The sequence below is a fragment of the Paraburkholderia sp. J11-2 genome, assembly GCF_905220185.1.
Classification (GTDB): Bacteria; Pseudomonadota; Gammaproteobacteria; order Burkholderiales; family Burkholderiaceae; genus Paraburkholderia.
Map to the genome: position 1 here is coordinate 13,716 of NZ_CAJMYY010000018.1, position 25,325 is coordinate 39,040.

The 25,325-nt window shown below is 66.2% G+C and carries 18 protein-coding genes; 11 read left to right on the forward strand and 7 right to left on the reverse strand.

The window, feature by feature from the left end:
• Positions 1-3: 3 nt before the first annotated feature.
• The 5 genes from astD to U5A57_RS24260 all read left to right on the forward strand — a co-directional run bounded on the left by astD (position 4) and on the right by U5A57_RS24260 (position 6,677).
• On the forward strand, positions 4-1,467 hold the full coding sequence (gene astD, locus U5A57_RS24240; protein WP_321914179.1) for a succinylglutamate-semialdehyde dehydrogenase: 1,464 nt from the start codon (positions 4-6) through the stop codon (positions 1,465-1,467).
• 9 nt (positions 1,468-1,476) lie between these two features.
• Positions 1,477-2,817, forward strand: coding sequence for an N-succinylarginine dihydrolase (gene astB, locus U5A57_RS24245; protein ID WP_321914180.1), 1,341 nt, complete (start codon positions 1,477-1,479; stop codon positions 2,815-2,817).
• Positions 2,801-3,853 (forward strand): succinylglutamate desuccinylase, encoded by a 1,053-nt coding sequence (gene astE, locus U5A57_RS24250; RefSeq protein WP_321914181.1) that lies wholly within the window; start codon positions 2,801-2,803, stop codon positions 3,851-3,853. The genes astB and astE overlap by 17 nt, the downstream gene beginning before the upstream one ends.
• Before the next feature lie 328 nt (positions 3,854-4,181).
• The gene (locus U5A57_RS24255) at positions 4,182-4,982 is read left to right on the forward strand and encodes an ABC transporter substrate-binding protein (protein WP_321914182.1); all 801 of its coding nucleotides are present in this window, start codon (positions 4,182-4,184) and stop codon (positions 4,980-4,982) included.
• A 309-nt stretch (positions 4,983-5,291) separates the two neighbouring features.
• Positions 5,292-6,677 (forward strand): EAL and HDOD domain-containing protein, encoded by a 1,386-nt coding sequence (locus U5A57_RS24260; protein WP_321936781.1) that lies wholly within the window; start codon positions 5,292-5,294, stop codon positions 6,675-6,677.
• Between the two features lie 53 nt (positions 6,678-6,730).
• On the opposite strand, the gene U5A57_RS24265 is transcribed toward U5A57_RS24260, so the two are convergent.
• Together U5A57_RS24265 and U5A57_RS24270 are read right to left on the reverse strand one after the other, a co-directional pair.
• Complete coding sequence (locus U5A57_RS24265; protein ID WP_321914317.1) at positions 6,731-8,173, reverse strand: HDOD domain-containing protein; 1,443 nt, start codon at positions 8,171-8,173, stop codon at positions 6,731-6,733.
• A 48-nt stretch (positions 8,174-8,221) separates the two neighbouring features.
• Positions 8,222-10,210, reverse strand: coding sequence for a GGDEF domain-containing protein (locus tag U5A57_RS24270; protein WP_321914184.1), 1,989 nt, complete (start codon positions 10,208-10,210; stop codon positions 8,222-8,224).
• Between the two features lie 408 nt (positions 10,211-10,618).
• On the opposite strand from U5A57_RS24270, the gene U5A57_RS24275 reads away from it, so the two are divergent.
• The gene (locus U5A57_RS24275; protein ID WP_415774060.1) at positions 10,619-12,010 is read left to right on the forward strand and encodes an EAL domain-containing protein; all 1,392 of its coding nucleotides are present in this window, start codon (positions 10,619-10,621) and stop codon (positions 12,008-12,010) included.
• Here U5A57_RS24275 and U5A57_RS24280 read toward each other — a convergent pair.
• The gene (locus U5A57_RS24280; RefSeq protein WP_321914186.1) at positions 11,995-12,177 is read right to left on the reverse strand and encodes a hypothetical protein; all 183 of its coding nucleotides are present in this window, start codon (positions 12,175-12,177) and stop codon (positions 11,995-11,997) included. The genes U5A57_RS24275 and U5A57_RS24280 overlap by 16 nt on opposite strands.
• Between U5A57_RS24280 and U5A57_RS24285 the strand changes: the two genes are divergently transcribed.
• The 5 genes from U5A57_RS24285 to U5A57_RS24305 all read left to right on the forward strand — a co-directional run bounded on the left by U5A57_RS24285 (position 12,176) and on the right by U5A57_RS24305 (position 15,911).
• Positions 12,176-12,739, forward strand: a complete 564-nt coding sequence (locus U5A57_RS24285; protein WP_321914187.1) for a peroxiredoxin — start codon at positions 12,176-12,178, stop codon at positions 12,737-12,739. The two genes, U5A57_RS24280 and U5A57_RS24285, sit on opposite strands and share 2 nt — an antisense overlap.
• A 154-nt stretch (positions 12,740-12,893) precedes the next feature.
• Positions 12,894-13,361 carry a hypothetical protein gene (locus U5A57_RS24290; RefSeq protein WP_321914188.1) on the forward strand — a complete coding sequence of 156 codons (468 nt, stop codon included), beginning with the start codon at positions 12,894-12,896 and terminating at the stop codon, positions 13,359-13,361.
• A 146-nt stretch (positions 13,362-13,507) separates the two neighbouring features.
• Positions 13,508-15,046: a hypothetical protein gene (locus U5A57_RS24295; RefSeq protein WP_321914189.1), complete on the forward strand. Its 1,539-nt coding sequence runs from the start codon at positions 13,508-13,510 to the stop codon at positions 15,044-15,046.
• Positions 15,047-15,052: 6 nt separating this feature from the next.
• Complete coding sequence (gene bamE, locus U5A57_RS24300; RefSeq protein ID WP_321914190.1) at positions 15,053-15,595, forward strand: outer membrane protein assembly factor BamE domain-containing protein; 543 nt, start codon at positions 15,053-15,055, stop codon at positions 15,593-15,595.
• A gap of 52 nt (positions 15,596-15,647) precedes the next feature.
• Positions 15,648-15,911 carry a hypothetical protein gene (locus U5A57_RS24305; protein WP_321914191.1) on the forward strand — a complete coding sequence of 88 codons (264 nt, stop codon included), beginning with the start codon at positions 15,648-15,650 and terminating at the stop codon, positions 15,909-15,911.
• A 53-nt stretch (positions 15,912-15,964) separates the two neighbouring features.
• Here U5A57_RS24305 and U5A57_RS24310 read toward each other — a convergent pair whose 3' ends face one another.
• The 4 genes from U5A57_RS24310 to U5A57_RS24325 form a co-directional block, all read right to left on the reverse strand.
• Positions 15,965-19,264 (reverse strand): efflux RND transporter permease subunit, encoded by a 3,300-nt coding sequence (locus U5A57_RS24310; RefSeq protein ID WP_321914192.1) that lies wholly within the window; start codon positions 19,262-19,264, stop codon positions 15,965-15,967.
• A 4-nt stretch (positions 19,265-19,268) separates the two neighbouring features.
• Positions 19,269-22,391: an MdtB/MuxB family multidrug efflux RND transporter permease subunit gene (locus U5A57_RS24315; protein WP_321914193.1), complete on the reverse strand. Its 3,123-nt coding sequence runs from the start codon at positions 22,389-22,391 to the stop codon at positions 19,269-19,271.
• A 6-nt stretch (positions 22,392-22,397) separates the two neighbouring features.
• On the reverse strand, positions 22,398-23,753 hold the full coding sequence (locus tag U5A57_RS24320; RefSeq protein ID WP_321914194.1) for an MdtA/MuxA family multidrug efflux RND transporter periplasmic adaptor subunit: 1,356 nt from the start codon (positions 23,751-23,753) through the stop codon (positions 22,398-22,400).
• 382 nt (positions 23,754-24,135) lie between these two features.
• On the reverse strand, positions 24,136-24,972 hold the full coding sequence (locus U5A57_RS24325; RefSeq protein ID WP_321914195.1) for an IclR family transcriptional regulator: 837 nt from the start codon (positions 24,970-24,972) through the stop codon (positions 24,136-24,138).
• Positions 24,973-25,325 lie beyond the last annotated feature (353 nt).

Here is a 25,325-nt window from a genome sequence, read left to right on the forward strand (position 1 = left end):
ACCATGAACGAGCTTTATATCGATGGACAATGGTGCGCGGCCTCGGGCCCCGCGTTTTCGTCGCGCAACCCCGGCACCGGCGAGACCGTGTGGAGCGGCAATGCCGCGAGCGCGCAAGATGTCGATCGCGCCGTCAGCGCCGCGCGCCGAGCATTTGCCGAATGGTCGCAAACGCCCCTCGAAGCGCGCTGCGAGATCGTGAAGCGCTTCGCCGCGCTCGTCACCGAAAAGAAGGAAATGCTCGCTCAGGCCATTGGCCGCGAGACGGGCAAGCCGCTTTGGGAGGCGCGCACCGAAGCCGCGTCGATGGCGGCGAAGGTCGCGATTTCGATCACCGCTTACAGCGAGCGCACCGGTGAAAAACGCGCACAAATGGCCGACGGCGTGGCGGTGCTGCGTCATCGCCCGCATGGCGTCGTTGCCGTGTTCGGTCCGTACAACTTCCCGGGCCATCTGCCCAACGGTCATATCGTGCCGGCGCTGATCGCGGGCAACGCGGTCGTGTTCAAGCCTTCGGAACTCGCGCCGGAAGTTGCGCGCGCAACGGTCGAGCTGTGGCGCGAAGCCGGCTTGCCCGCGGGCGTGCTCAATCTCGTGCAGGGCGAGCGCGACACGGGCATTGCGCTGGCGAATCACCAGCAGATCGACGGGCTCTTCTTCACGGGCAGTTCCGACACCGGCACGCTGCTGCATCGTCAGTTCGGCGGCCGGCCCGAGATCGTGCTCGCGCTGGAGATGGGCGGCAACAATCCGCTCGTCGTCGCACCGGTCGAGGATATCGACGCAGCCGTGCATCACGCGATCCAGTCGGCGTTTCTTTCGGCGGGGCAGCGCTGCACGTGCGCGCGCCGCATTCTCGTGCCCGCGGATGCATTCGGCGAGCGCTTCCTCGCGCGCTTCGTCGAAGTGAGTTCGCGCATTACGGTGGGCGAGTACGACGCCGAGCCGCAGCCCTTCATGGGCGCCGTGATTTCGGCGCGCGCGGCCGCGAAACTGATGAGTGCGCAAGCGCAGTTGCTCGAGCGCGGCGCACGCGCCTTGCTGCCGATGACGCAACGCGACCCGGCGCTCGGCTTCGTGACGCCGGCGATTCTCGACGTGACCGGCGTGGCCGATTTGCCCGACGAGGAGCACTTCGGGCCGCTCGCGCAGATCACCCGCTACGCAGGTTTCGACGACGCGATCGCCCAGGCCAACAATACGGCCTACGGTCTCTCGGCGGGCCTGCTCGCCGACGACGAAGCGCTGTGGCAGCGCTTCACGCGCGAAATCCGCGCGGGTGTGGTGAACTGGAACCGGCCGACCAACGGCGCGTCGAGCGGCGCGCCGTTCGGCGGCGCGGGCCGCTCGGGCAACCACCGGCCGAGCGCGTATTACGCCGCCGACTACTGCGCCTACCCGATGGCCTCGGTAGAAAGCGCGCAATTGCAGATGCCCGCGAGCGTTTCGCCGGGTCTTCACTTCTAAGGAACGACGATGACAACCCTTGAAGCCAACTTCGACGGACTCGTCGGCCCCACGCACAACTACGCCGGGCTGTCGTTCGGCAACGTCGCCTCGCAGAACAACGAGAAGTCCGTGGCGAACCCGCGCGCCGCGGCGCAGCAGGGCTTGCGCAAGATGAAGCGGCTCGCCGACCTGGGCTTCGCGCAAGGCGTGCTGCCGCCGCAGGAACGGCCCTCCATGCGCTTGCTGCGCGAACTGGGTTTCGGCGGTAAGGATGCCGAAGCAATCGCACGCGCTGCGAAGGACGCGCCCGAGCTCCTCGCGGCGGCAAGCTCCGCTTCGGCCATGTGGACCGCCAATGCGGCCACGGTGAGCCCTTCGGCGGATACGCCCAACCGGCGCGTGCATTTCACGCCCGCGAATCTGTGCAGCAAGCTGCATCGCGCGATTGAGCACGAGGCCACGCGCCGAACGCTCGCCACGGTGTTCGCGGACCCGTCGCACTTCGTCGTGCACGAGGCGCTGCCCGGCACGCCCGCGCTCGGCGACGAAGGCGCGGCCAACCATACGCGCTTTAGCGCGCAATACGGCGAGCGCGGCGTGGAGTTCTTCGTGTACGGACGCAGCGAATACCGTCGCGGGCCGGAGCCCAAACGCTTCCCGGCGCGGCAGACGTTCGAGGCGAGCCGCGCCATTGCGCAGCGCCACGGCCTGACCGACGCCGGCACCGTGTTCGCCCAGCAGAACCCCGATGTGATCGACGCGGGCGTGTTCCACAACGACGTGATCGCCGTGGGCAACCGCAGCACGCTGTTTTGCCACGAGCGCGCGTTCGTCGACCAGAAGGCGGTGTACGACGAACTGCGCACGAAGCTCGCGGCGCACGACGCGCCGTTCCACGTGATCGAAGTGCCCGAAGCGCGCGTGAGCGTGGCCGACGCGGTGTCGTCCTACCTCTTTAACAGCCAGTTGCTGAGCCGGGCGGACGGCACGCAGATTCTCGTCGTGCCGCAGGAGTGCCGCGAGAATCCGCACGTGGCGATCTACCTCGACGAACTGGCCGCGAGCAGCGGACCGGTGGACGAAGTGCTCGTGTTCGATTTGCGCGAAAGCATGAAGAACGGCGGCGGCCCGGCGTGCCTGCGTCTGCGCGTGGTCCTGAGCGACGAAGAGCGTGCGGCGACGGCGCCGGGCGTCTGGATGAACGACGCGCTCTTCACGCGCCTCGACGGCTGGATCGAGCGGCACTATCGCGACCGGCTCGCGCCGCAGGATCTCACCGATCCGGCGCTGCTCGTCGAGTCGCGCACGGCGCTCGACGAACTCACGCAGATTCTCGGCCTCGGATCGCTCTATGACTTCCAGCGCTGATCTCCCGCTCGCCGATTTTCTGGCGTACACGCTGGCCGGTACGCGCCCGGCCACGCCCGAGGCGGCGCGCGGCGAATGCGCGGACGGCGTGCGCTGGCAATGGCTCGACGAGGGCGTGCTGGAGCTGGAACCGGCGCACGTCGACGAGACGACGCGCAGCGTGCTGCTTTCGGCGGGCGTGCACGGCGACGAGACCGCGCCGATCGAACTGCTCTCGCAACTCGTGGCGGACATCGCGGCGGGCCGCGTGCCGCTGGCCTGCCGTGTGCTCGCGGTGCTCGGCAACGCAGCGGCAATGCGCGCTGGCGAGCGCTATCTCGACGACGATCTCAACCGCCTGTTCGGCGGCCGCCACGCACGTGTGCCGGCAAGCCGAGAGGCGCCGCGCGCCGTGGCGCTCGAAGCGGCGGCGCAGCGTTTCTTCGCGAAGGCCCCTGTTGCCGCCGATGCGCCATTCGCGCGCTGGCATCTCGACATGCATACGGCGATCCGCGCCTCGGCGTTCGAGCAGTTCGCGCTGTTGCCGCACACGGGCGAGCGGCCCGCGCGCGCGATGCTCGAATGGCTCGCCGACGCGCGCATCGCGGCCGTGTTGATCCACACCGAGAAGGGCGCGACGTTGTCGTCGTTTACTGCCGAAACGTGCGGCGCGCTTGCCTGTACGCTCGAACTCGGCAAGGTGCGTCCCTTCGGTGAGAACGACCTCGCTCGCTTCGCCGGTGCCGACGCCGCTGTGCGCCGGCTTGTGGCAGGCGAAATGTCGTTGCCGAAAGGCGCGCAGATGCCGCGCATCTTCACGGTGATCGGCCAGATCACGAAGCAGAGCGACGCGCTCAAGCTCAACGTGGCCGCCGACGTGCCCAACTTCACCCCGTTTCAGCGTGGCGAGGTGCTGGCCGAAGACGGCGCATACCGCTACGTGGTGCAGCACGACGAAGAGCGCATCGTGTTTCCGAATCCGGGCGTGAAGCCGGGCTTGCGCGCAGGCCTGCTCGTCGTCGATACCACTCGGGAGACGCTCGCCGCGCTCGCCTGAGCGCTTGCCGCAAACGCACGCCTTCGCACGCTTGCACATCCACGACATCCACTTGCATGTTCGAACGCGCCGCGTCGGCGTGGCGCCGCAGTTGGAAGCGCCACCCGCCGCGTGCCGCCCGCGCGGCGGGGCGCAGGCGCCGTCGCGGTACAATCGCGCCCTCGCGGTTGCTGCGGCGCACCACACGCGGTGCGCGTCATTGAGCCGTGATATTGGCGCAGCGATCCTGTGCCGGCGCCGGGAAGCCGTCTTTTAGCGGCAAATCGAACCACGAAGCCGCCTGAACGGGCACAGCCGGCGCACCCAATCTGACTGGAAAGAGACACTGATGAAGACGAACTGGAACAAGCTGGCATCGCTCGCATTCTGCGCAGCCGCCATGACGGCAGGCGCGGCAGGTGCCGCACACGCCGCCGATATCAAGGAAATCCGCTTTGGCGTGGAGGCGTCGTACGCGCCGTTCGAATCGAAGTCGCCCGCGGGCGAACTGCAGGGCTTCGATATCGACGTCGGCAATGCCGTCTGCGCGAAGCTCAAGGCAAAGTGCGTGTGGGTGGAAAACTCGTTCGACGGCCTGATTCCGGCGCTGCAGGCGCGTAAATTCGCCGCGATCAATTCCGACATGTCGATCACGGACCAGCGCCGCCAGGCCATCGACTTCACCGACCCGATCTACGCGATTCCGAACCAGATGATCGCGAAGAAGGGCAGCGCGCTGCAGCCCACGCCCGAGTCGCTCAAGGGCAAGCACGTGGGCGTGCTCCAGGGCACGATCCAGGAAACCTACGCGAAGGCGAAGTGGGCGCCCGCTGGCGTGGACGTCGTGCCGTACCCGACGCAGGACCAGATCTACGCGGACCTGGTTTCGGGCCGCCTCGACGCCTCGTTTCTGGACGCCGAAGCCGCCTCCAAGGGCTTCCTGAACAAGCCGCAGGGCGCGGCATTCGCGTTCGCGGGCCCGCAGGTCGTGGACGCCAGGCTGCTTGGCGAGGGCGTAGGCTACGGCGTGCGCAAGAACGATCCGGCGCTCAAGGCCGCGCTGAACGGCGCACTCAAGGACCTGAAGGCGGACGGCACGATCGACCGTATCGCCGCGAAGTACTTCGACGTGAAGGTCGTGCTCAAGTAATCGAGCCGTATCGATAGACCGACCGGCTGGACGACAATCCAGCCGGTCGTTTTTTTTCGTGATTTTGTTTCGGATTGCGTATTAAGTTGTTCGGACCTTGAAGGGCGAACCTGGGCCGGCGATCGCTATTGCACTGCAAAACCCGCAAAAATATCCCTCCGAACGAGAAGAACTTCATTTCCGCGTCTTACTTGCCAGGATAAAATCGCGATAAGAAAGTGCCGCGTCCGCAGCGAGGTCAAACGGTTGCGGCATGCCAAGAAACAAGACCAGGATGCCGCCATGCGCGCGGCGCCGCGCGGGGGACCCATGAGCTTCAACGCCGCAGACCGGCCGCAGATGTCAGGAGTCGCAGGCAGCACACAGTCGCCGGAATACGCCGGCCCGCCCATCGAAGTGTATTTCGCACGCCAGCCGATGCTCGACCGCGACGGCCTCTTATGCGCGTTCGAGACGCTGCCACGCCTCGTGGACCGGCGCGAAAGCGCCGAGATCGAGCAAGAGGCCGAAGCGGCTGCCAAAGACCTCGCCTCGGGCATGACGCCCAAGCCTTTCGCCACGAGCACCGCGCTTCTGAAAAGCATTGCCGCGCCCGGTTTGCGCGCCTCGCTCGCGGGCCATCCGGCCTGGCTCGACATGACGCGCGACGCGCTTTTTCACGAGAGTTTGCAGCGCGTGAGCCCCGAGCGCGTCGTGCTCGAGTTGCCCGTGAACATCGGCGCAGACGCGGATTTGATCGCGCGGCTCGTCGAGTTGCACCGTCGGCGTTACCGCTTCGCGCTCGACCATGTGTCGAAGGCGGATGAGTCGCTCGCGAAACTGCTGCCGTACGTGGACGCCATCAAGATCGATATTCGCGAGATCGCGCCCACGGTGCTGCCGAAATTCGCGAGCGTGATGAAGGCGGCGGGCAAGCTGCTGGTGGCCATGGGCGTCGAGACCCAGGAAGACTACCAGCGCGCGCACGACCTTGGCTTCGACCGCTTCCAGGGCTACTTCTTCGCGAAGCCGCACGGCGGCGCGCGCCGCTCGAGCGCGCCGCGCCAGGCGCTGCTGAACCTGCTGCATCTGCTGGCGGCCGAACCGACCGTCGCGCAGCTCGAAGCGGAGCTGAAACTGAACCCCGTGCTCGTGATGCATCTGATGCGGCTTGCCAACTCGGGCAGCATGAACATCGGGCGCAAGGTGACGACGCTGCGCGAGGCGATCAACGCGACCGGCACGAACGCCATCGCGCGCTGGACGCAATTGCTGCTCTACGCGGACGGCCGCAAGATCGCCGCAGAAGACGACCCGCTGCTGCAACTCGTGGCAACGCGCGCGCGCTTCATGGAAATCGCCGTGACGCAGCTCGCCCACGCGCACCTCGAAGAAGAAGACGCGGCGTTTCTCGTCGGCGTGTTCTCGTTCGTCGAGGCGGTGTTCGGCGGTCCGCTCGAAAGCACGCTCGAAGTGCTCACGCTGGCCAAGCCGATTCGCACGGCGATCGTGAAGCGCGAGGGCGCGCTCGGGCGGCTGCTCGAACTTTCCGAGGCGCTCGAGCGTGCGGACTGGACCCGTGTGGACGCGCTGTGCGCGGAACTCGCGCCGCTCGACGCGGCCACTGCTGCGGCCATCTCGCTGAGCGCTGCGGAATGGGCGGGCACGTCCGGCCGCGACGCGCAAGACGAGGGGCTGGAGAGGATCGAGGACTGAAGAAGGAGGAGGGCGGTGCCGCGCGAGCATGCGGCGCCGCGCTCAGTGCAAACTCAAACGGCCTGCGGAGCGTGCGTGAAAAAGCGCGCGAGTTGCTGCGCGAGATCGTTCAACGCGCTCATCTCTTTCTGTGAGATGCGGCGCGGCTCCTGGCTCATGAGCCAGTCGCCGTACATCAACGCAACGGGCTCGACGCCGGGCGCGCCCACAGGCAGCAGGACGAACGCGCGCGTGTCGTCGAAGCTCGAGCGATACCAGCCGGGCAGGCGCGCGAGAATCTTCGCGTCGCGCGCATTTTCGATAAAGATGCCCACCTTGTTCGCGATGGCGAGGTGAAACACGTCGGGCTGGAACGCGGCGGAAAACGAGAGCTTGGGCAGCACGTCGCCCATGTGTGCGCCAAAGCCGTGCTGCGCCTCGAACTTGTTCGCGCCCTGGCGCACGAACACCACGCTGCGTGCGAAACCGAGCCCCGCGAGTACGGTTTCGGTCGCGAGCGTGAGGGCGGTGCTGAGCGGGCTATCGGCGGGGAGCGAGCGCAGGTCCTCGACACCGGCTGCGATGCGCGCCTCGGGATCGAGCGCCTCGCGTGCAATGGCGTCGGCGTTGGCGCGCAATTCGACGATCTCGCGCATGACGCCGTCTTCAGCCTCCTCGCGCGCGAGCGCGAGGCTCATCTGCACGAGCACGTCCGCGTCGGTCGACAGCGCGCGGCCATAGTGCTGCGCGAGCTCGGCGATGTGCGTCTCGCGCATTTCGTCGGAGAGGCCCGCCGTGGTCAGCACGCGTGCGACTTCGGTCGAATAGTTGGTGATGGCGCGCAGCCATTGCACGTCGCGCGGCTCCTTGTCGGCCGGGTCGTACTGGCGCATGCCCGCACGGATCGTGTCGGGCAGGCGCCAGCGCGAGGCGGCTTCGAGGCCGAGTTCTTCGAAGGTCACGCCGAGCACCGCGAGGCACGCTTCGTCGTCGCTCGAGCCTTCGTCGATTTCGCGGCGAATCTGGTCCCACTCGGGTTCGAGATAAAACACCACGAGCAGCTTGCCCACCTGGCGCATGAGCGTGCAGACCACGGCTTCTTCGCCTGCGCGCAGGTCGCCGTGCTCGGTGAGCTTGCGCGCGACGCAGCCGGAGAGCATGGTGCGGTTCAGTTCGAGCTTGGCGTCGATACGGCGCGGGGCGCTGTGGTGAAAGTGATCGACGATCTTCAGGCCGACGACGAGATGGCCGACCGCGTCCATGCCGAGGACCATCAGCGCGCGCGTGACGGTCGTGATGTTGCCGCCGAACGCCATGTACATGGCCGAATTCGCGAGCCGCAGCACTTTCTGCGTGAGCGCGAAATCCGAGAGCACGACCTTCACGAGCGCGCTGAAATCGTAGTCGTCGTTCGTCATCGCCGCGACCGTGGTGCGCAGCGATTGCGACAGCAAGGGGAAGTCCCCGCGTTCATTCATGCGGGCCCACAAGCGGTCTAGCAGGACGGCCTTTACCATCTGAACCATGTCAATTTCGCGAAAGCCCTGCTGTTTGCGATGCCCGCATCATTGCACCTCGTGCACGTGCAACGCACCCGAAACGAAGCGCTGCTGCAATTCTTCTGAAGGCAGCGCCTTGCAGACGAGCCATCCCTGGATATGCTCGCAACCCATGTTCGTCAGCAGCTCGCGCTGCGCCTCCGTTTCCACGCCCTCGGCCACGAGCTCGAGATCGAGCGTACGCGCGAGCCCCACCACCGCGTTCACGATCGCCTGATCGTTGCGCGAAGTGATGAGGTTCTCCACGAAGCTTCGATCGATCTTCAGCTTCGAAAGCGGGAAGCGCTGCAGGTACGCAAGACTCGAATAGCCCGTGCCGAAGTCGTCCACCGCGAAGCGAATGCCAAGCGAGGTCAGTTCTTCGAGCAGCGTTTTCGCGTGCTGCGGATCGTGCATGAGCAGGCTTTCGGTGATCTCGAACACGAGCCTGCGCGGATCGACGCCGGTGAGCTCGATCGCCTCCTCGACACTTTCCCTGAAACGCGGATTGCGGAACTGCTGGGGCGAGACATTGACTGCAACGTACTGCAGCTCGATGCCTTGCTCGTCCCATTGGGTCAGTTGCATACAGGCAGCCTTCAAAACCCAATTGCCGAGATAATTAATCAGGCCGACGGATTCCGCAAGAGGAATAAATGTTGAAGGCGGCACGAGACCGTGCAATGGATGTTGCCAGCGGATCAATGCCTCCACGCCGACCACGCCGCGCGACGCGCTGCTCGTGATGGGCTGGAAGTGTAGCGAGAATTCGCCGTTGCGAACACCGTCGTAGAGGTCCGACTCCAGCTTCAGGCGCATGGCGTCGGTGGGGTCGTCGACGGGTACGTGCAACGTGAGCGTGTTGCCGCCGATGGCCTTGGCCTGCTGGAGCGCCTGGTCCGCGCGGCGGATGAGCGGCGTGGTGTCGGCGCTGGCGTCGGCGCTGTTGTCGGTGCGGTTATCCGTATAGCTCGCGCCCGACGCATCCGGCCGCTGGTCCGGATGGAACGCAATGCCGATGCTCGCCGAAAGGTGCACGGGCTGGTTGCGAAACGAGTACGGCTGCAGGATCGAGGTGAGCAGGCGCCGGCCGAGCGCTTCGGCGGCGGCGCGCACTTCGTCGGGCGCGGCGTGACGTTGCGGCGTGATCAAAATGGCGAATTCGTCGCTGCCGATGCGCGCGATCATTTCGCCTTGCAGCGCGAGGTGGGTCAGGCGCCGCGCGGTCTCGCGCAGCAGTTCGTCGCCGGCGTCGTAGCCGAGCGCGCGGTTCACGCGCTGATAGTCGTCGAGGTCGAGCAGCAGGAGCGCGACCGGCACGCCGAAATGGTCCGCGTCGGCCTGGGCGCGCTGCAACGCGGGCGCGAGCGCGGTCTGGTTGGGCAGGCCGGTGAGCGGATCGTGGTGGAGCGCGTGGGTCAGCGCGGCCTCGGTGCCTTGCCAGCCGGAGACGTCGAAGCCTGCCACGGCGAAGCCCGTCGTCTCGCCATACTGGGCGCGCTGCACGCGCAGCTCCACGGGAAGCGGGTAGGTGAGCGCCTTGACGAGATCGATCGTGTCTTTTTCGACCGCGCCGCTGTGCGCAGCGCGCGCGAAGAGCGCTTCGAGGCGCGCGTGATGCTCGGGCGTGACGATGTCGGCAAGCGTCGCGCCGAGCAGGAACTCGCGGTGATAACCCGCAAAGCGCAGGCTTGCGTCGGAAACGTAGAGAAAGTGGAGCCGCGAGTCCACGTGCACGAGGAAGTCCACGGCGGCTGCCGTGTTCTCGAACGAGAGCGAAACGGCGTCGGCGTAGTTCGATGCGGCTGCGGGGAGCGAAGGCGGCACGAGCGGTGCGGCGCCTTCGTTGTGCGCCGGCTCCGCTGCGCGCTGTGCGCGCGCTTCGTGCGCCGCGTTCGCTTCGCCAGGCATGGGCGGGTCGCCGGCAATGCCCTTGAGGCCGGCAAGCGCATAGAGCCGGTCGATGACCGTGCGCAACCAGCCCTGGCGGGGCGCGGAGATCCTGTTCGCTTCCATGTCTGTCGCTGGCAACCCTTTGTTTGTCTGTGGCGTCCTTGCCGGTTTCCGTATCCGGCTGAAGCCGCCCATCAGAGCAAGTTATCGACCTCGGACGAGAAATCTTTAGCCGCTGCGACCGAAAAAACACCTAACGCATAAAGGTGACGGCAGAGCGGTGCGGCGGCGTCCAGATTCGGTTAAAGTGGCGCCGGTCGAGACGCCATTCGCCATGCGCGATGGGTCGGCGCGCGTAAAGCGCCCGTCTTGCCGGCCGCAGGGGCGGCCCGGCGCGTCGGCGGCCAATACCGGCTATTCCATCCGTACGAGTCATCCGCCATGTCCGATTCATCGTCAGCGTTTGCCGCGCGGGCAAGCGAGGCTGTGCGAGACGATGCGGACAGGGGCACCCCTGGTTCCGCGCCGTCTATGCCGTCAGCTTCACAACCCGGCCTTACGCCCGGGTCATCCACCGGCCCGCAGCCCGACGCCGCGCCCGCGCCATCGCCTGAGGCGTTGTCGGTGCCGCCGTCTCGCCCGCAGTCGCAGGCGGCGCCCGGCGCGGGTTCGGGCGCCGTCCAGCCGTTCGTCTATCTCGGCCGGCAGCCCATTCTCGATCGCAATGGCGCGCTCAATGCCTATGAGCTGCTGTTTCGCGGCGGCGCGCAGAACCGCGCGGATGTCGACGACGACGCGCTCGCCACGGCCCAGGTGATGACGCGTACGATCGGCCAGCTCGGCGTGCCCGCGGTGCTCGGCCGTCACTACGGCTACGTCAACATCAGCCGCGAACTGCTGTTCGACGACATCGTGCATCTGCTGCCGCCCGGCCGCTTCGTGCTGGAGGTGCTCGAACACGTGCGCTTCGACGCCGCGGTTCTCGAGCGGCTCGCGCAACTGCGCCGCGCGGGCTACCGCATTGCCTTCGACGACGTGAGCGAGATCACGGAGAACCTGCTGCGCGCGTTGCCCTACGCGGACATCGTCAAGGTCGACCTGATGCAGACCGAGCGCGCGGCGCTGCCCGAACTGGTCGCGAACCTCGCCGCGCACGGCAAGACGCTGATCGCCGAGAAGGTCGAGACCGGCGAGGACTTCGAACTGGCCTCGTCGCTTGGCTTCGAGCTTTTCCAGGGTTACTTCTTTGCGCGTCCGCAGGTGCTGCGCGCGCCGCGCGTGCGCGCTTCGCGCCTTGCGCTCGTGCGCCTGCTCGCGCTCGTGGCGAACGACGTCGGCACGGCCGAACTCGAGCGCGAACTGCGCAGCCACCCGGGCGTAGTGGTGCAACTATTGCGTCTCGTCAATTCGAGCGCGTATTCGCCCGGACGGCCGATTTCGTCGCTGCGCGAAGCGGTGCTCGCGGCGGGCACGCGCCAGATTGCGCGCTGGGCGCAACTGCTGCTCTACGCGAGCGGGCGCGACCTGCCCTGGGGCTCGGACCCGCTGGTGCAACTCGCCGGTACGCGCTCGCACTTCATGGAGCTTGCCGCGCGCAGCCTGAACCCGCAGGACCCCGACTTCGCCGATGCCGCCTTCATGACCGGCATCTTCTCGCTCGTGCACGTGCTGGTGGGCTCGACGCCCGAGAACACGCTCGATCGGCTGGGCCTTGCGCGCGAGATCGTCGAGGCCGTGGACGGTCATCGCGGCGAGCTCGGCACCCTGTTGCTCATCGCGACCGCAGCCGAGCGCGGCGATCACGACGGCGCGCAGCGCCTCGCGCGCGAGGCGGGCGGCATGTTCACCGCGCTTACGCCGCCGCTGCTCGGTGAGCTGAACCTGTGGGCCGGCGCATGGTTCACGGCTTACGCCGAGGGTTGAAAACAGGCTGTAAGGTTTGCGCCGGTGCGCGCTGCGAGCGCCGCAATTGTGTGATTGAATATCGCCATCGCCGGGGGCGCGCCGTCATGCGCCTGAATTGCGTGATGGGCAAAAGCGCCCACAAAACGCGCGCCGGCGTGGCGATTCAACTCGAGGGCATTCGACATGAAACCGAGGTTCTTTGCGGCGGGAGCCGCGGCGCTCGTCTGCGCCGGGCTTGCGCTCTTTACGTTGTCCGCACAGGCAACACTCAAGCCGGGCGACCCTGCGCCCGACTTCACGACCCAGGCGTCGCTGGGTGGCAAGACCTACACCTATTCGCTCGCTTCGGAGTTGAAGAAGGGGCCGGTGGTGGTGTACTTCTATCCGGCCGCGTTCACGAAGGGCTGCACGATCGAAGCGCACGAATTCGCCGAAGCGGTCGATGAGTACAAGCAGTACGGCGCGACCGTGATCGGCGTTTCGCACGACAACATCGACACGCTCACGAAGTTCTCGGTGAGCGAGTGCCGCAGCAAGTTCCCGGTGGCCGCCGACGAAGATTCGAAGATCATCAAGTCGTATGACGCGTCGATGCCGATGCACGAATCGATGGCCAATCGCGTTTCGTATGTGATCGCGCCGGACGGCAAGATCATCTACGAATACACGAGCCTCTCGCCGGACCAGCATGTCGCGAACACGCTGCGCGCCGTGAAGGAGTGGGCCGCGCAGCATCCGCAGCAGTAGTCGCCGCAAACCGCAGTAAAAAGCGGGGCCCGCCGCGCGCGTGGGCCTCGCAGCGATCCGTTCCGATCGTCCCTCCGCGTTTCGTCCTGGCGTGCCGGCATTGGCGCGCCGACACCTCGCCCTCGCACGGCTCCCCACCGCCTGGAAAATCCGCATGCCGATCATCGTTGTCCTGTTTGCCTTCGCCGCGCTCGTCTATGGTGCGTACTGGTCTTTCAACGCCATTGCGGCGCAGTTCGGCCTGGGAGTTGCCGTGGGGGCAGCCGTGATCGCCGCGGCGCTGTTTGTCGCGCTCATCGCCTGGTGGTGGCGCCGTATGCGCGACATCGCGCCCAACGTGCGCGGCGAAGGCGACTGGACGCACCGCGTAGCGGGCGCATGGGGCGAAGCGCGCCTCGCCGCGGGCAAGCGTTTTTGCGAGCTGACGCAGGGCGGGGCGCATGGCGCGTATATCTTTGCCGACCTGCAAGGCGCGCAGCCGGCGCGCGGCGCCGACGGCTGGCACGTGGCGCTGCGCGTGGTTGACCCGCAGCGCCCGCTCTGGGAACTGCCGATGCCAAGCGAGCGTGAAGCGAAACGCTGGGCGCGTATTTTTACGCTCGCGATGGCTCAGAAGCTGTAGGGGGTGACAGGCCAGGTCTGTCAGGATTTGAGATAAATCCGATTCCAATGCCTGGGAGGCGCAAATACCATGGTCTTGCGTCATTGGATACTTCGAGATCGCCGCTTCGTGGCGTCCCATCCGGGCGCACCGATGAGGCAATCCCGATGCAGAATCTTCCCGTTCCCCCTCGTATGTTCGAGCGTGTGCGCATCGTCACGGCCCGGCCCGCGGGCTACGCGCACAGCGCCGCTTTCCAGGACTACGCCTTCGGGCTAAGGGCCGCTTTTGCGGCGCTCGGCACGCAGGTTGACGCCGCCGAGAACGAATTCCTCGCGGGCGGTGGCGTCAACTTCGTGTTCGGCGCGCATCTGCTCGCGCCTGGCACGGTGCTGCCGTCCAATACCGTCATCGTCAATCTCGAGCAGATGCGCGCCGGCTGGCCTGCCAGGATCCCGCACTATGTCGAGACGCTGCGGCGTCATCCCGTGCTCGACTATTCGCCCTCGAATGTCGAGCGCATTCGCGAACTCACGGGCAATGCGCATGTACATGTGCTCACGCCCGGCTACGTGCCGCAACTCACCTGCATTCCGGCGGCGGAGCAGGACGTCGACGTGCTGTTCTACGGCATGCTCAATGAGCGCAGGCACAAGATTCTCGAGGCGCTGCGCGCGTCGGGCCTCGTCGTGCAGCATTTGAAGGGTGTCTACGGCGAAGAGCGCGACCGCTGGATTGCGCGCAGCAAGCTTGTGCTCAACGTCCACTATTACGACGACAAGATTCACGAAGTCGTCCGCACTTCCTGGTTGCTTGCCAATCGCAAGGCGGTGGTGAGCGAGTGCGAGCCGGACACCGAAATCGCAGACGATCTGCGCGAAGCCGTCGTCGCGGTTCCCTACGATGACCTGGTGCAAACCTGCGTTGCGCTGGCAAAAGACGACGCGCGCCGCCACGCGGTCGAGCAGCGCGGCTTCGAGATTTTTGCCCGCCGCGATCAGGCCGCGATTCTCGCCGCGCTGCTGCCGAAGCTCTCGCTACCGGTGCCGCGCCGCATCAATCTTGGCAGCGGCAAGTCTTACGACCCCGAGCGACTGAATATCGACATCGACCCGAAATGGCAGCCTGACCTCCTCGGCGATCTTGCGGACCCGGCAGGCTTGAAGTCGATCTTTTTCAGCCCCAGATATGGCTTGATCCGGCTCGAAGTGGGGCAGTTCGACGAGATCGAGGCGATAGACGTGCTCGAACATGTCCCGGCTCTCACGCGCTTCATGACGCATTGCCTCGAACTGCTTCGCGAGGGCGGCACCCTGCGCGTGTTCGTTCCCTACGACCTGTCGTACGGCGCGTGGCAGGATCCCACGCACGTGCGCGCGTTCAACGAGCGCAGTTGGCGGTACTACACGCAGTGGCACTGGTATCTCGGCTGGACAGAGGCGCGTTTCGACCTGAGCAGGCTCACCATGCAGTTCAGCCCGCTCGGCGGCGAATTGCGCTCGCGCGGCGTTGCCGACGAGGAAATTTTCCGCACGCCACGCGCGGTGGACGCCATGGAGGCCATTCTCGTCAAGCGCATGCTCACGCAACCCGAGCGCGAGGCGGCGTTGGCAATGCACTGCGGCGCCCAGCGCGACGCGGCGGCGAACGTTGCACAGCCTGCGTTGTCCCAATCACTTCCCGGTAGTTTTGAGCAGCAAGGTTAGATGGATATGTCACGAAAACCCTGGATTGCCGCGACCTTGATCGCTGTCAGCGCCACGCTGCTCGCGGCGTGCGACCAGCAAAAGGTCACCGACGCCGTCAACGCGATCAAACCCGATTCGATGGCGTTCGGCGGCCTGCGTATTGGCGTGTCGACCGTCGAAGACGTACGCCAGCAAGCGGGCAAGCCCGAAATGGTCTGGGAAGACGACGACGGCGCGCAGCGCCTGGAATACCCGCGCGGGCCAAACGGCCTCACCACGTGGATGCTCGACTTCGACGCGAACGGCAAACTCGTGGCGATGACCCAGGCGCTTACGGCGCAAAATATCGCTCAGGTCGTGCCGGGCATGACGCAGGACGAAGTGCGCCGCCTGCTCGGCAAGCCGGCCACGGTAGCAAAATACGCGCTGAGCCACGAGGAAGTGTGGAGCTGGCACTGGGCCGAAGGCGGCGTGGCGGGGGACGGCATGTTCAACGCCCATTTTGCGCCGGATGGGCTCGTGATCAGAACGTCGCGCTCGGATGCACCGGGCCACGAGCAGCATTGAGGCGGCGAGCGCTCAGGCCGCACAAGTTGCACCAGCCGCAAGGAGGAAGCAGATGAAACGTATCGCGTTGCTTTGGAATGTCGTGAAGGGCGATGCACGCGTGCTGTGGCACGCGCTGCGCCAGCCAGAACGCCCGGTGTGGCTCATGCCCGCCACGGCGCTGCTCGCGCTCTACGCGCTCGACCCGTTCAATATCGCGCTGCCGCTCGCCGGTGTCGTCGACGATGGAATCATCGTTCCGCTGGTGCTGCATCTGATCGTGCGTTGCTTGCCCGTGCAGTTGCGGCAGCCTCAGCCTCGCAGCGCACGGGCATAAAAAAACGGCTGAAGCCAGGCTTCAGCCGTTTCTCAATACGCTAACGCCAGCGCTTATTCCACCTGCGCCGAGGGCGCCCCGCGCCCGCGCTTCGCATCCCACCACACGCGCAACCGGTCCATGTACAGGTACACCACCGGCGTCGTATAGAGCGTGAGCATCTGGCTCACGATCAGGCCGCCCACGATCGAGATACCGAGCGGCGCACGCAACTCCGCACCTTCGCCGCGCCCGAACGCAAGCGGCAGCGCACCGAGCAGCGCCGCGCAGGTCGTCATCATGATCGGCCGGAAGCGCAAGAGGCACGCCTGATGGATCGCATCGCGCGAACTCAGTCCCTGGCGCGAAGCCTCGATCGCGAAGTCCACCATCATGATGGCGTTCTTCTTCACGATGCCGATCAGCAGGATCACGCCGATCAGCGCGATGATGCTGAACTCCGTCTTGAAGAGCAGTAGCGCGAGCAGGGCGCCCACGCCCGCCGAGGGCAGGGTGGAAAGAATCGTGAGCGGGTGGATGTAGCTCTCGTACAGAATGCCCAGCACGATATACACGGCCGCGAGCGCCGCGAGAATCAGGAGCGGCTGGTTGTCGAGCGACTGCTGGAACGCCTGCGCCGTGCCCTGGAAGCTGCCGTGTATCGTCGCGGGCATGCCGATCGCACCCATCGTGTCGTAGATCGCGGCGGTCGCGTCGGAGAGCGACTTGCCGGGCGGCAGGTTGAACGAGATCGTCGAGGCCACGAACTGGCTCTGGTGATTCACCGAGAGCGGCGTCGTGCCGGGGCCGAACGAGGCGATCGACGAAAGCGGCACCATGGTTTCCTTCGAGGTCGACACCGCCGCACCCGACGACGCGCTCGACTTGCCGCTCGCCGCGAGCGAGTTGGTCGCGAGGTTGCGCGCGGAGTCGGCGGCAATGGTCGCGGCGCTCGACGCCGTGGTGGTGGATGTGCCGCCCGTCGAGGCGGTGGTCGGGCCGGTCACCGTGCCCGCCGTCGCATTCGTGCTTTGCGCACCGCTCGCCGTGCCGCCCGAGGTGCTCACCCAGATCTCGTTGAGCATGGTCGGGCTCTGCCAGTACTGCGGCGCGACTTCCATCACCACGTGGTACTGGTTCAGCGGGTTGTAGATCGTCGAGACCTGGCGCTGGCCGAATGCGTCGTAGAGCGTGTTGTCGATCTGCGAGGGCGTGATGTTCAGCCGCGCGGCGCTGGCGCGGTCGATGTTGATCATCGACTCGAGGCCGCCTTGCTGCTGGTCCGAATTCACGTCGGCGAGTTCGGGGCGCGCCTGCAGCGCCTCGGTGAGCTTCGGCCCCCACTTGTAGAGGTCGGCGGTATTGTCGGCGAGCAGCGTGAACTGGTACTGCGCGTTCGACTGCCGGCCGCCCACGCGAATATCCTGCACCGCTTGCAGGAAGGTGCGCGCGCCCGCCACGTTCGAGAGCGGCCCGCGCAGCTGGGCGATGACTTCATCGGCGGAAAGCTTGCGCTCGCTCTTGGGCTTGAGCGAGACGAACATGAAGCCCGAATTGGTCGCGCGCCCGCCGGAGAAACCCGCGACCGAGTCCACCGCCGGGTTCGCCTGCACGATACGCATCATCTCGGAGAACTTCACCTTCATCGCCTGGAAAGAGGTGGCCTGGTCGGCCTGGATGCCGCCGATCAGGCGCCCCGTGTCCTGCTGCGGGAAGAAGCCCTTGGGCACGACCACGTAGAGCGCGACGTTCAGCGCGATGGTGGCGATGAGCGTGAGCAGGATCACGAACGGATGCGCGAGCGCCCAGCCGAGCGTGCGCTCGTAGCCGCCCTGCATGCGCAGGAAGCCGCGTTCGAGCCATTGCGCGAAGCGGCCTTCTTCCTTCTTCTCGTGCGCTTCTTCGAGCAGGCGCGAGCACATCATCGGCGTGAGCGTGAGCGAGACGGCCAGCGACACCGCAATGGCGAGCGAGAGCGTGAGCGCGAATTCGCGGAACAGGCGCCCGACAATGCCGCCCATCAGCAAAATAGGCAGGAACACGGCGACGAGCGACACGCTGATCGAGAGCACCGTGAAGCCCACCTCCCGCGCGCCGAGCAGCGCCGCCTTCATGCGCGGTACGCCGTTCTCGATATGCCGCGAGATGTTCTCGAGCACGACGATGGCGTCGTCCACGACGAAGCCCGTCGCGATGGTGAGCGCCATGAGCGAGAGGTTGTCGAGCGAAAAGCCCATCAGGTACATGGCCGCGAAGGTGCCGATGATCGAGATGGGCACGGCCACGCTCGGAATCAGCGTCGCACGCCAGTTGCGCAGGAACAGGAACACCACCATCACGACGAGCGCCACGGCGACGATGAGCGTGTGCTCGGTGTCCTTGAGCGAGGAGCGGATCGTGACGGAGCGGTCCGACGTGGGGATCACCTCGACGTCGGCGGGCAGTGACGCCTTGAGTTGCGGCAGCATCGCGACCACGCGGTCCACGGTCTCGATGATGTTCGCGCCCGGCTGGCGGTAGAGGATCACGAGCACCGAGCGCTTGCCGTTGGCGAGACCGATGTTGCGCAGGTCTTCCACCGAATCGACCACTTCGCCCACGTCGGAGAGCTTCACGCCCGCGCCGTTGCGGTAGGCGATCACGAGGTCCTTGTACTGGCTCGCCTTGCTCGCCTGGTCGTTGGTGTAGAGCTGAAAGCGTTGCGGGCCGAATTCGATATCGCCCTTAGGACTGTTCGCGTTGGCCGAGGCGAGCGCCGCGCGCACGTCTTCGAGGCCGATGCCGTAGTGAAAGAGGGCGTGCGGCTCCAGCTCCACGCGCACGGCCGGATTCGCCGAACCGCTCACGTCGACTTCGCCCACACCGTCCACCTGCGACAGCGATTGCTGCAGCACCGTGGCCGCCGAGTCGTAGAGCTGGCCCGCGGTGAGCGTGGGCGAGGTGAGCGCGAGAATCAGGATCGGCGCGTCGGCGGGGTTGACCTTGTGGTAGGTCGGGTTCTGCCGCAGGCTCGTGGGCAGGTCGGCGCGCGCGGCGTTGATCGCCGCCTGCACGTCGCGCGCGGCGCCGTCGATGTCGCGGTTCAGGCCGAACTGCAGCGTGATGCGCGTGCTGCCCACCGAGCTTTGCGAGGTCATCTCCGTGACGTCGGCGATCGAGCCCAGGTGGCGCTCCAGCGGGCTAGCCACGCTGGTCGCCACCGTTTCGGGGCTCGCGCCCGGCAAGGTGGCTTGCACGGAGATGGTGGGAAAGTCCACCTGCGGCAAGGGCGCGACCGGCAGCTTCGTGAAGGCGAAGAGGCCGGCGAGCGCAACGCCGACGGCGAGCAGCGTGGTCGCGACGGGGCGCGAGATGAACGGGCGCGAGAGATTCATCGCGTCAGTTCTCCGTCGAAGACGAGGGCGCGCCGTGCGAGCCGCTGCCGAAGCGCTGGCGCAGGCGCTGCGCGATCCGGTCGAACGCGAGATAGATCACGGGCGTCGTGAACAGCGTGAGCGCCTGGCTCACGATCAGGCCGCCTGCAATCGCGATACCGAGCGGTCGGCGCAGTTCGCTGCCCGCGCCGTTGCCGAGGATCAGCGGCACGGCGCCGAGCAGGGCCGCCATCGTCGTCATCATGATCGGGCGAAAGCGCAGCAGACACGCCTGGTAGATCGCCTCGCGCGGCGGCTTGCCTTCGTGGCGCTCGGCCTCGAGTGCGAAGTCGATCATCATGATGGCGTTCTTCTTCACGATGCCGATCAAGAGCACGATGCCGATGATGCCGATGATGTCGAGGTCGTGCCCGGTCAGAATGAGCGCGAGCAGCGCGCCGATCCCCGCCGACGGCAGCGTGGAGAGAATCGTGATGGGATGCACGAAGCTCTCGTACAGCACGCCGAGCACGATGTACATCGTGACGATGGCCGCGAGGATCAGGAACAGCTCGTTGGACAGCGACGCCTGGAACGCGAGCGCCGCGCCCTGGAAGCGCGTCTGGAACGAGCCCGGCAGGCCAATGTCCTTTTCCGCCTGCTGGATCGCGTTGACCGCCGCGCCAAGCGACGAGCCTGGCGCCAGGTTGAACGAGACCGTCGTGGCCGGGAACTGCGAAAGATGCGAGACGAGCAGCGGTGAGGGCCGCTCGTGGAACTTCGCGATGGCCGAGAGCGGCACCTGGCCCGTGGTGGAGGTCGAGGAGGGCAGGTAGATCGAGTTCAGAGCGTCGGTGTAGTGCTGCATCACCGGGTCGGCTTCGAGAATCACGCGGTACTGGTTCGACTGCGTGAAGATCGTCGAGATGATGCGCTGGCCGTAGGCGTCGTAGAGCGCGTTGTCCACTGTCGCGGGCGTGATGCCGTAGCGCGCGGCGCTCGCGCGGTCGATCTCGATGAACACGGAACTGCCCTGGTCCTGCAGGTCGGTCGCCACGTCGGCGAGTTCGGGCAGTTGCTGCAAGCGCTGCACGAGCTTCGGCACCCAGGTCGTGAAGTCCTGGATGTTCGGCGTGGTGAGCATGAACTGATACTGCGTCGGGCTCACCGTCGAGTCGATCTTGAGGTCCTGCACCGGCTGCATGTAGAGCGACGCGCCCGGCACGTGGGCCACGCTTTTTTGCAGGTCGCGGATGATCTCGCTGGCCGTTTCACTGCGGTCGTCGCGCGGCTTCAGGTTGATGAGCATGCGGCCGCTGTTGAGCGTGATGTTGGTGCCGTCCACGCCGATGAACGAGGTGAGGCTCTCGACGTTGTCGTTCTTGAGGATCTCCGCGGCGAGCGCCTGCTGGCGTTCGGCCATCGACGCATAGGACACCGATTGCGGCATCTGCGTGATGGCCTGGATCACGCCCGTGTCCTGCACGGGGAAGAAGCCCTTGGGCACGACCACGTAAAGAATGCCGGTGAGCACGAGCGTGATGAGGAACACGATCATCGTGAGCCGCTGGCGTGCGAGCACCCATTCGAGCGCCACGCCGTAGCGGCCGATCACATAGTCGAAGAACGCATGCACGCGCGCCTCGAAGCGGTGGCTTTCGGGCGGCGGCGTGTGGCGCAGCATCTTCGCGCACATCATCGGCACGAGCGTGAGCGAGACCACGGCCGAGATCACGATCGTCACCGCGAGCGTGATGGCGAACTCGTGGAAGAGGCGGCCCACCACGTCGCCCATGAAGAGCAGCGGGATCAGCACGGCGATGAGCGACACCGTCAGCGAGATGATGGTGAAGCCGATCTGCTTCGAGCCCTTGAGCGCCGCTTCGAGCGGGGTTTCTCCGGCCTCGACGTAGCGCGCGATGTTCTCGATCATGACGATGGCGTCGTCCACCACGAAGCCGGTCGCGATGGTGAGCGCCATGAGCGAGAGGTTGTCGAGCGAGAAGCCGCACAGGTACATGACCGCGAGCGTGCCGATGAGCGAGAGCGGCACGGACAAGCTCGGAATAATCGTGGCGTAGATGTTCGCGAGGAAAAGGTACATCACGAGCACGACGAGCACGACCGACATCAGCAGCTCGAACTGCACGTCGCGCACCGAGGCGCGGATCGTGGTCGTGCGGTCCGTGACGATCTGCACGTCGAGCGAGGAAGGCAGCGATTCCTGCAACTGCGGCAGCAGCGCCTTGATGCTGTCCACCACCTGGATCACGTTTGCGCCCGGCTGGCGCTGCACGTTCAGGATGATCGCGGGCGTGCCGTCCGCCCATGCGCCGAGCTTTGTGTTCTCCGCGCCCTGCACGATGTTCGCGACATCGGTGAGCATGACGGGGCGGCCGTTGCGATAGGCGATCACCGCGTCCTTGTAGGCGTCGGCGTCGGTCAGCTGGTCGTTCGCGTTGATCGTGTAGGCGCGCGTGGGGCCGTCGAAGTTGCCCTTCGGCGTGTTGACGTTCAGGTTCGAAATGCTCGTGCGCAGGTCGTCGAGATTCAGGCCGTAGGCCGCGAGGGCGCGCGGGTTCGCCTGGATGCGCACCGCAGGGCGCTGGCCGCCCGACAGGCTCACGAGGCCCACGCCTGCCACCTGCGAGATTTTCTGCGCGAGGCGCGTGTCGGCGAGATCCTGGATCTGCGTGAGCGGCAGCGTTTTCGAGGTGATGGCGAGCGTGAGGATCGGCGCGTCGGCGGGGTTGACCTTGGCGTAGATCGGCGGCGCGGGCAGGTCCGAGGGCAGCAGGTTGCCGGCCGCGTTGATGGCGGCCTGCACTTCCTGCTCGGCCACGTCGAGCGGCAGATCGAGGCTGAACTGCAGCGTGATGACCGAGGAGCCCGCCGAGCTTTGCGACGACATCTGGTTCAGCGACGGCATCTGCCCGAACTGGCGCTCGAGCGGCGCGGTGACCGAGGACGTCATCACGTCCGGGCTCGCGCCCGGGTAGAAGGTCTGGACCTGGATGGTCGGGTAATCGACTTCGGGCAGCGCGGACAGCGGCAGAAAGCGCAGCGCGACGAGGCCGACCAGCATGATCGCCGCCATGAGCAGCGCCGTGCCGACCGGCCGCAGGATAAAGGCGCGGGATGGATTCATGCTGGCTTACTGGGCTTGCGTCTGCGAGGCGTGGCGGTGGCCATGACGCGCGCCCGAGGCCGCGCCGGCCCACGAGGCGCCTTTAGCGCCCGATGCCCCCTTCGCGTGCTGCGGGTGCTCGGCCGGAATCGTGATCTTCGCGCCTTCGCGCAGACGGTCGGAGCCGTCGGTCACCACGCGCTCGCCCACAGCGAGGCCCGAAGCGATGCTCGTGCGTTCGGCGTCGACGGGGCCGACCTTCACGAGCCGCACGGTCACTGTGTTGTCGGGCTTCGCGACATAGACGTATTGCCCCTGCGAGCCGTTGAGCACGGCCGAAGTGGGCACGATCACGGCGTCGTGGAGCGTATCGACGAGCAGGCGCGCATTGACGAACTGGTTCGGAAAGAGACCTTGCTCGTGGTTCGCGAAGCTCGCGCGCAGCTTGACGGTGCCCGTGGTGGTGTCGATCTGGTTGTCGATGGTCTGGAGCGACCCGGTTTCCAGCATCGTGGTGTTGCTGCGGTCGTACGCCTTGACCGACATCTTCGTGCCCGCGCGCAACTGCTTCATGATGGGCGGCAGGTTGTCCTCCGAAGTCGTGAAGATCACGCTGATCGGCTCAATCTGCGTGAGCACGACGATGCCGTTGGTGTCGCTGGGCGTCACGTAGTTGCCCGGATCGACCTGGCGCAGACCGACGCGGCCCGACACGGGCGCGGTGACGCGCGCGTAGGTGAGGTCGAGCTTGTAGGTATCGACGTTGGCCTGATCGGACTTGACGGTGCCCTCGTACTGCTTGACGAGCGATGCCTGCGTGTCGACCTGCTGGCTCGCGATCGAGTCTTGCGAGAGCAGCGTCTGGTAGCGCTTGAGGTCGAGGCGCGCGGTGGCGAGCAGCGCCTGGTCGCGGGCGAGCTGGCCTTCGGCGTTGGCGAGCGAGATCTGGTAGGGGCGCGGGTCGATCTGCGCGAGCACGTCGCCCTTCTGCACCATCTGGCCTTCCTGGAAGTACACGTTCTGCAGCGTGCCGGATAGTTGTGTGCGCACCGTGATGTCGGCAAGCGGCGTGACCGTGCCGAGCGCGGTGATGACGATGGGCATGTCGCCGGCCTGCGCGGTGGCCACGCTCACCGGCTGCGGCATGTTGGCCATGGCGCCCGGGCCGCCGTGACGCATGTGCGCGCCGGCCGCCGGTGCTGCGTCGCCGCCCGAGAGCGCCTTGTTCCACGGTTGCCAGCGTGCGAGCACGATGCCGGCGATCACGATGACCACACCCAATGCGATGAACTTGCCCTTGCCGCGCCTCGCGGCGACCGGAGCGGGGGACTGCGGCGTCGTGTCTTTACGGGGGGAATCCGGGCGCTTTTCTTGTTGATCCATCGGTCAGGTCGGTAACGGGTTCTCGAAGGCTCTGGGCTGAGCGGATTATGGGGTGCCGGCCGCCAGGCGCACGCAACAGCGCACACAAAGCGCACGCGGCCGGCGTAGCGGACGCGCTCCGATGCTGCGCACGTCGTGCGCAAGCAGGATGTCAGGGCTGGCCCCGCTCTGGCACGAATGCCGTGCCACGAGTTCACGGGTATGGGCGGCTTCGCTGGCGGTTGGCTGGCGGTGCGCACGCGCGGCGGCACAGCAGGCTCTTGCCGCCAAAAAGCATGATGCTACGTTGCCCGCTTCGTTACAGTCCAGTGCCGTTTCTTTCGAGACGTTACGAGCGTTACATGCGATGTGCGCTTTTTGTAAGGCGAGGGCGCGCGCGCTGTCAGGTTGAATGGGGCAGACGCAGGGCGCCGCCAATCTCGTCGGCGATGCGTCCCACGCATTCGCGCAGCAGCGGCGCGACATGGGCGACGAGCCACTCGCGCGGGCACTGCTGCGAAGCGCCGCCGCAGTTGATGGCGTAGATCTCGCCATTGGGACCGGCGAACGCCGTGGCAATGGCGTTGAGCCCTTCGTACCATTCGCCGATCGCGAGTCCGTACCCTTGGGCGGCGGTCTCGGCGAGCGCGGCGTCGAGCCGGCTGCCGAGCACGCCCCAGTCGTTGCCGCTCGAGGTCTGCAACGCGGCGGTGAGTTCGGCGCGCGCATGCGGATCGAGCGCGGCGAGGTAGGCGCGCCCGACGGCGGTGCGGCCCATGTCGATGCGCGAGCCGACCTCGAGGCGCGTGACGAGCACGGCGGTGCGCGGGCGGATCGCGTCGATCACGACCATGTCCAGACGGTCGCGCACGGTGAGGTGCACCGAAAGCGCGGTGCGCTCGGCAAGCCGCGTGAGAAAAGGCCGTGCGCGGCTGCGGATGTCGGAGTTGCGCAAGAAGCCGTTGGAGAGCTCCAGCACCGACGACGTGAGGACGAAGCGTTCGCTGTCGGGCAGCCGCGCGAGAAAGCCCGTGCTGACGAGCGTGCCGGTGAGCCGCGAAAGCGTGGGTTTGGGAATGCCGGTCAGCTCGGTCAGTTCGCGGTTGCTGAGCGGCGCGTCGGCGGCCGCGACGCAGCGCAGCACGGCGAGACCGCGCGCGAGCGCGGTGACTTCGTCAGCGCCGCCGTCTTTGTCGCGCGGAGTTTCGTCGGCATGGCGCGAATCGGGTGCGAAAGTCATTGGCGGGACAATTTTCCGAAACGGGATTTCAGATTTCAGATTTCACGCGTGGCGTCACAAAGCCGACGCGGGCTTGCAGTGCGGCACACCGGTTTGCGTTCGATCAACACTGTGTTCCCTAAAATAGGGCGCAAAATCTCAGACAATTGTAATGGATGCCAGATGCTCGATGATTGGCGTATTTTGGCGAGATTTTGCTTGACTTAGTCAGCATGTAGGTAAAAAATGGAACCCGATTTCGGCAATGCGCCACAAGCCCGCAAAAACTGCGGGTTTTAATGTGCTTCGCGATATGCAATTCGCATAATTGCGCATCGTTTTCTGACGGCACGGCGAGCCGAATACCGTCTCTC

What these genes read in the sequence shown, in the direction of transcription:
- astD (WP_321914179.1), top strand. Translation starts at nt 4, where the DNA reads ATGAACGAGCTTTATATCGATGGACAATGGTGCGCGGCCTCGGGCCCC.
- astB (WP_321914180.1), top strand. Translation starts at nt 1,477, where the DNA reads ATGACAACCCTTGAAGCCAACTTCGACGGACTCGTCGGCCCCACGCAC.
- astE (WP_321914181.1), top strand. Translation starts at nt 2,801, where the DNA reads ATGACTTCCAGCGCTGATCTCCCGCTCGCCGATTTTCTGGCGTACACG.
- U5A57_RS24255 (WP_321914182.1), top strand. Translation starts at nt 4,182, where the DNA reads ATGAAGACGAACTGGAACAAGCTGGCATCGCTCGCATTCTGCGCAGCC.
- U5A57_RS24260 (WP_321936781.1), top strand. Translation starts at nt 5,292, where the DNA reads ATGAGCTTCAACGCCGCAGACCGGCCGCAGATGTCAGGAGTCGCAGGC.
- U5A57_RS24265 (WP_321914317.1), bottom strand. Translation starts at nt 8,173, where the DNA reads ATGGTAAAGGCCGTCCTGCTAGACCGCTTGTGGGCCCGCATGAATGAA.
- U5A57_RS24270 (WP_321914184.1), bottom strand. Translation starts at nt 10,210, where the DNA reads ATGGAAGCGAACAGGATCTCCGCGCCCCGCCAGGGCTGGTTGCGCACG.
- U5A57_RS24275 (WP_415774060.1), top strand. Translation starts at nt 10,619, where the DNA reads ATGCCGTCAGCTTCACAACCCGGCCTTACGCCCGGGTCATCCACCGGC.
- U5A57_RS24285 (WP_321914187.1), top strand. Translation starts at nt 12,176, where the DNA reads ATGAAACCGAGGTTCTTTGCGGCGGGAGCCGCGGCGCTCGTCTGCGCC.
- U5A57_RS24280 (WP_321914186.1), bottom strand. Translation starts at nt 12,177, where the DNA reads ATGTCGAATGCCCTCGAGTTGAATCGCCACGCCGGCGCGCGTTTTGTG.
- U5A57_RS24290 (WP_321914188.1), top strand. Translation starts at nt 12,894, where the DNA reads ATGCCGATCATCGTTGTCCTGTTTGCCTTCGCCGCGCTCGTCTATGGT.
- U5A57_RS24295 (WP_321914189.1), top strand. Translation starts at nt 13,508, where the DNA reads ATGCAGAATCTTCCCGTTCCCCCTCGTATGTTCGAGCGTGTGCGCATC.
- bamE (WP_321914190.1), top strand. Translation starts at nt 15,053, where the DNA reads ATGTCACGAAAACCCTGGATTGCCGCGACCTTGATCGCTGTCAGCGCC.
- U5A57_RS24305 (WP_321914191.1), top strand. Translation starts at nt 15,648, where the DNA reads ATGAAACGTATCGCGTTGCTTTGGAATGTCGTGAAGGGCGATGCACGC.
- U5A57_RS24310 (WP_321914192.1), bottom strand. Translation starts at nt 19,264, where the DNA reads ATGAATCTCTCGCGCCCGTTCATCTCGCGCCCCGTCGCGACCACGCTG.
- U5A57_RS24315 (WP_321914193.1), bottom strand. Translation starts at nt 22,391, where the DNA reads ATGAATCCATCCCGCGCCTTTATCCTGCGGCCGGTCGGCACGGCGCTG.
- U5A57_RS24320 (WP_321914194.1), bottom strand. Translation starts at nt 23,753, where the DNA reads ATGGATCAACAAGAAAAGCGCCCGGATTCCCCCCGTAAAGACACGACG.
- U5A57_RS24325 (WP_321914195.1), bottom strand. Translation starts at nt 24,972, where the DNA reads ATGACTTTCGCACCCGATTCGCGCCATGCCGACGAAACTCCGCGCGAC.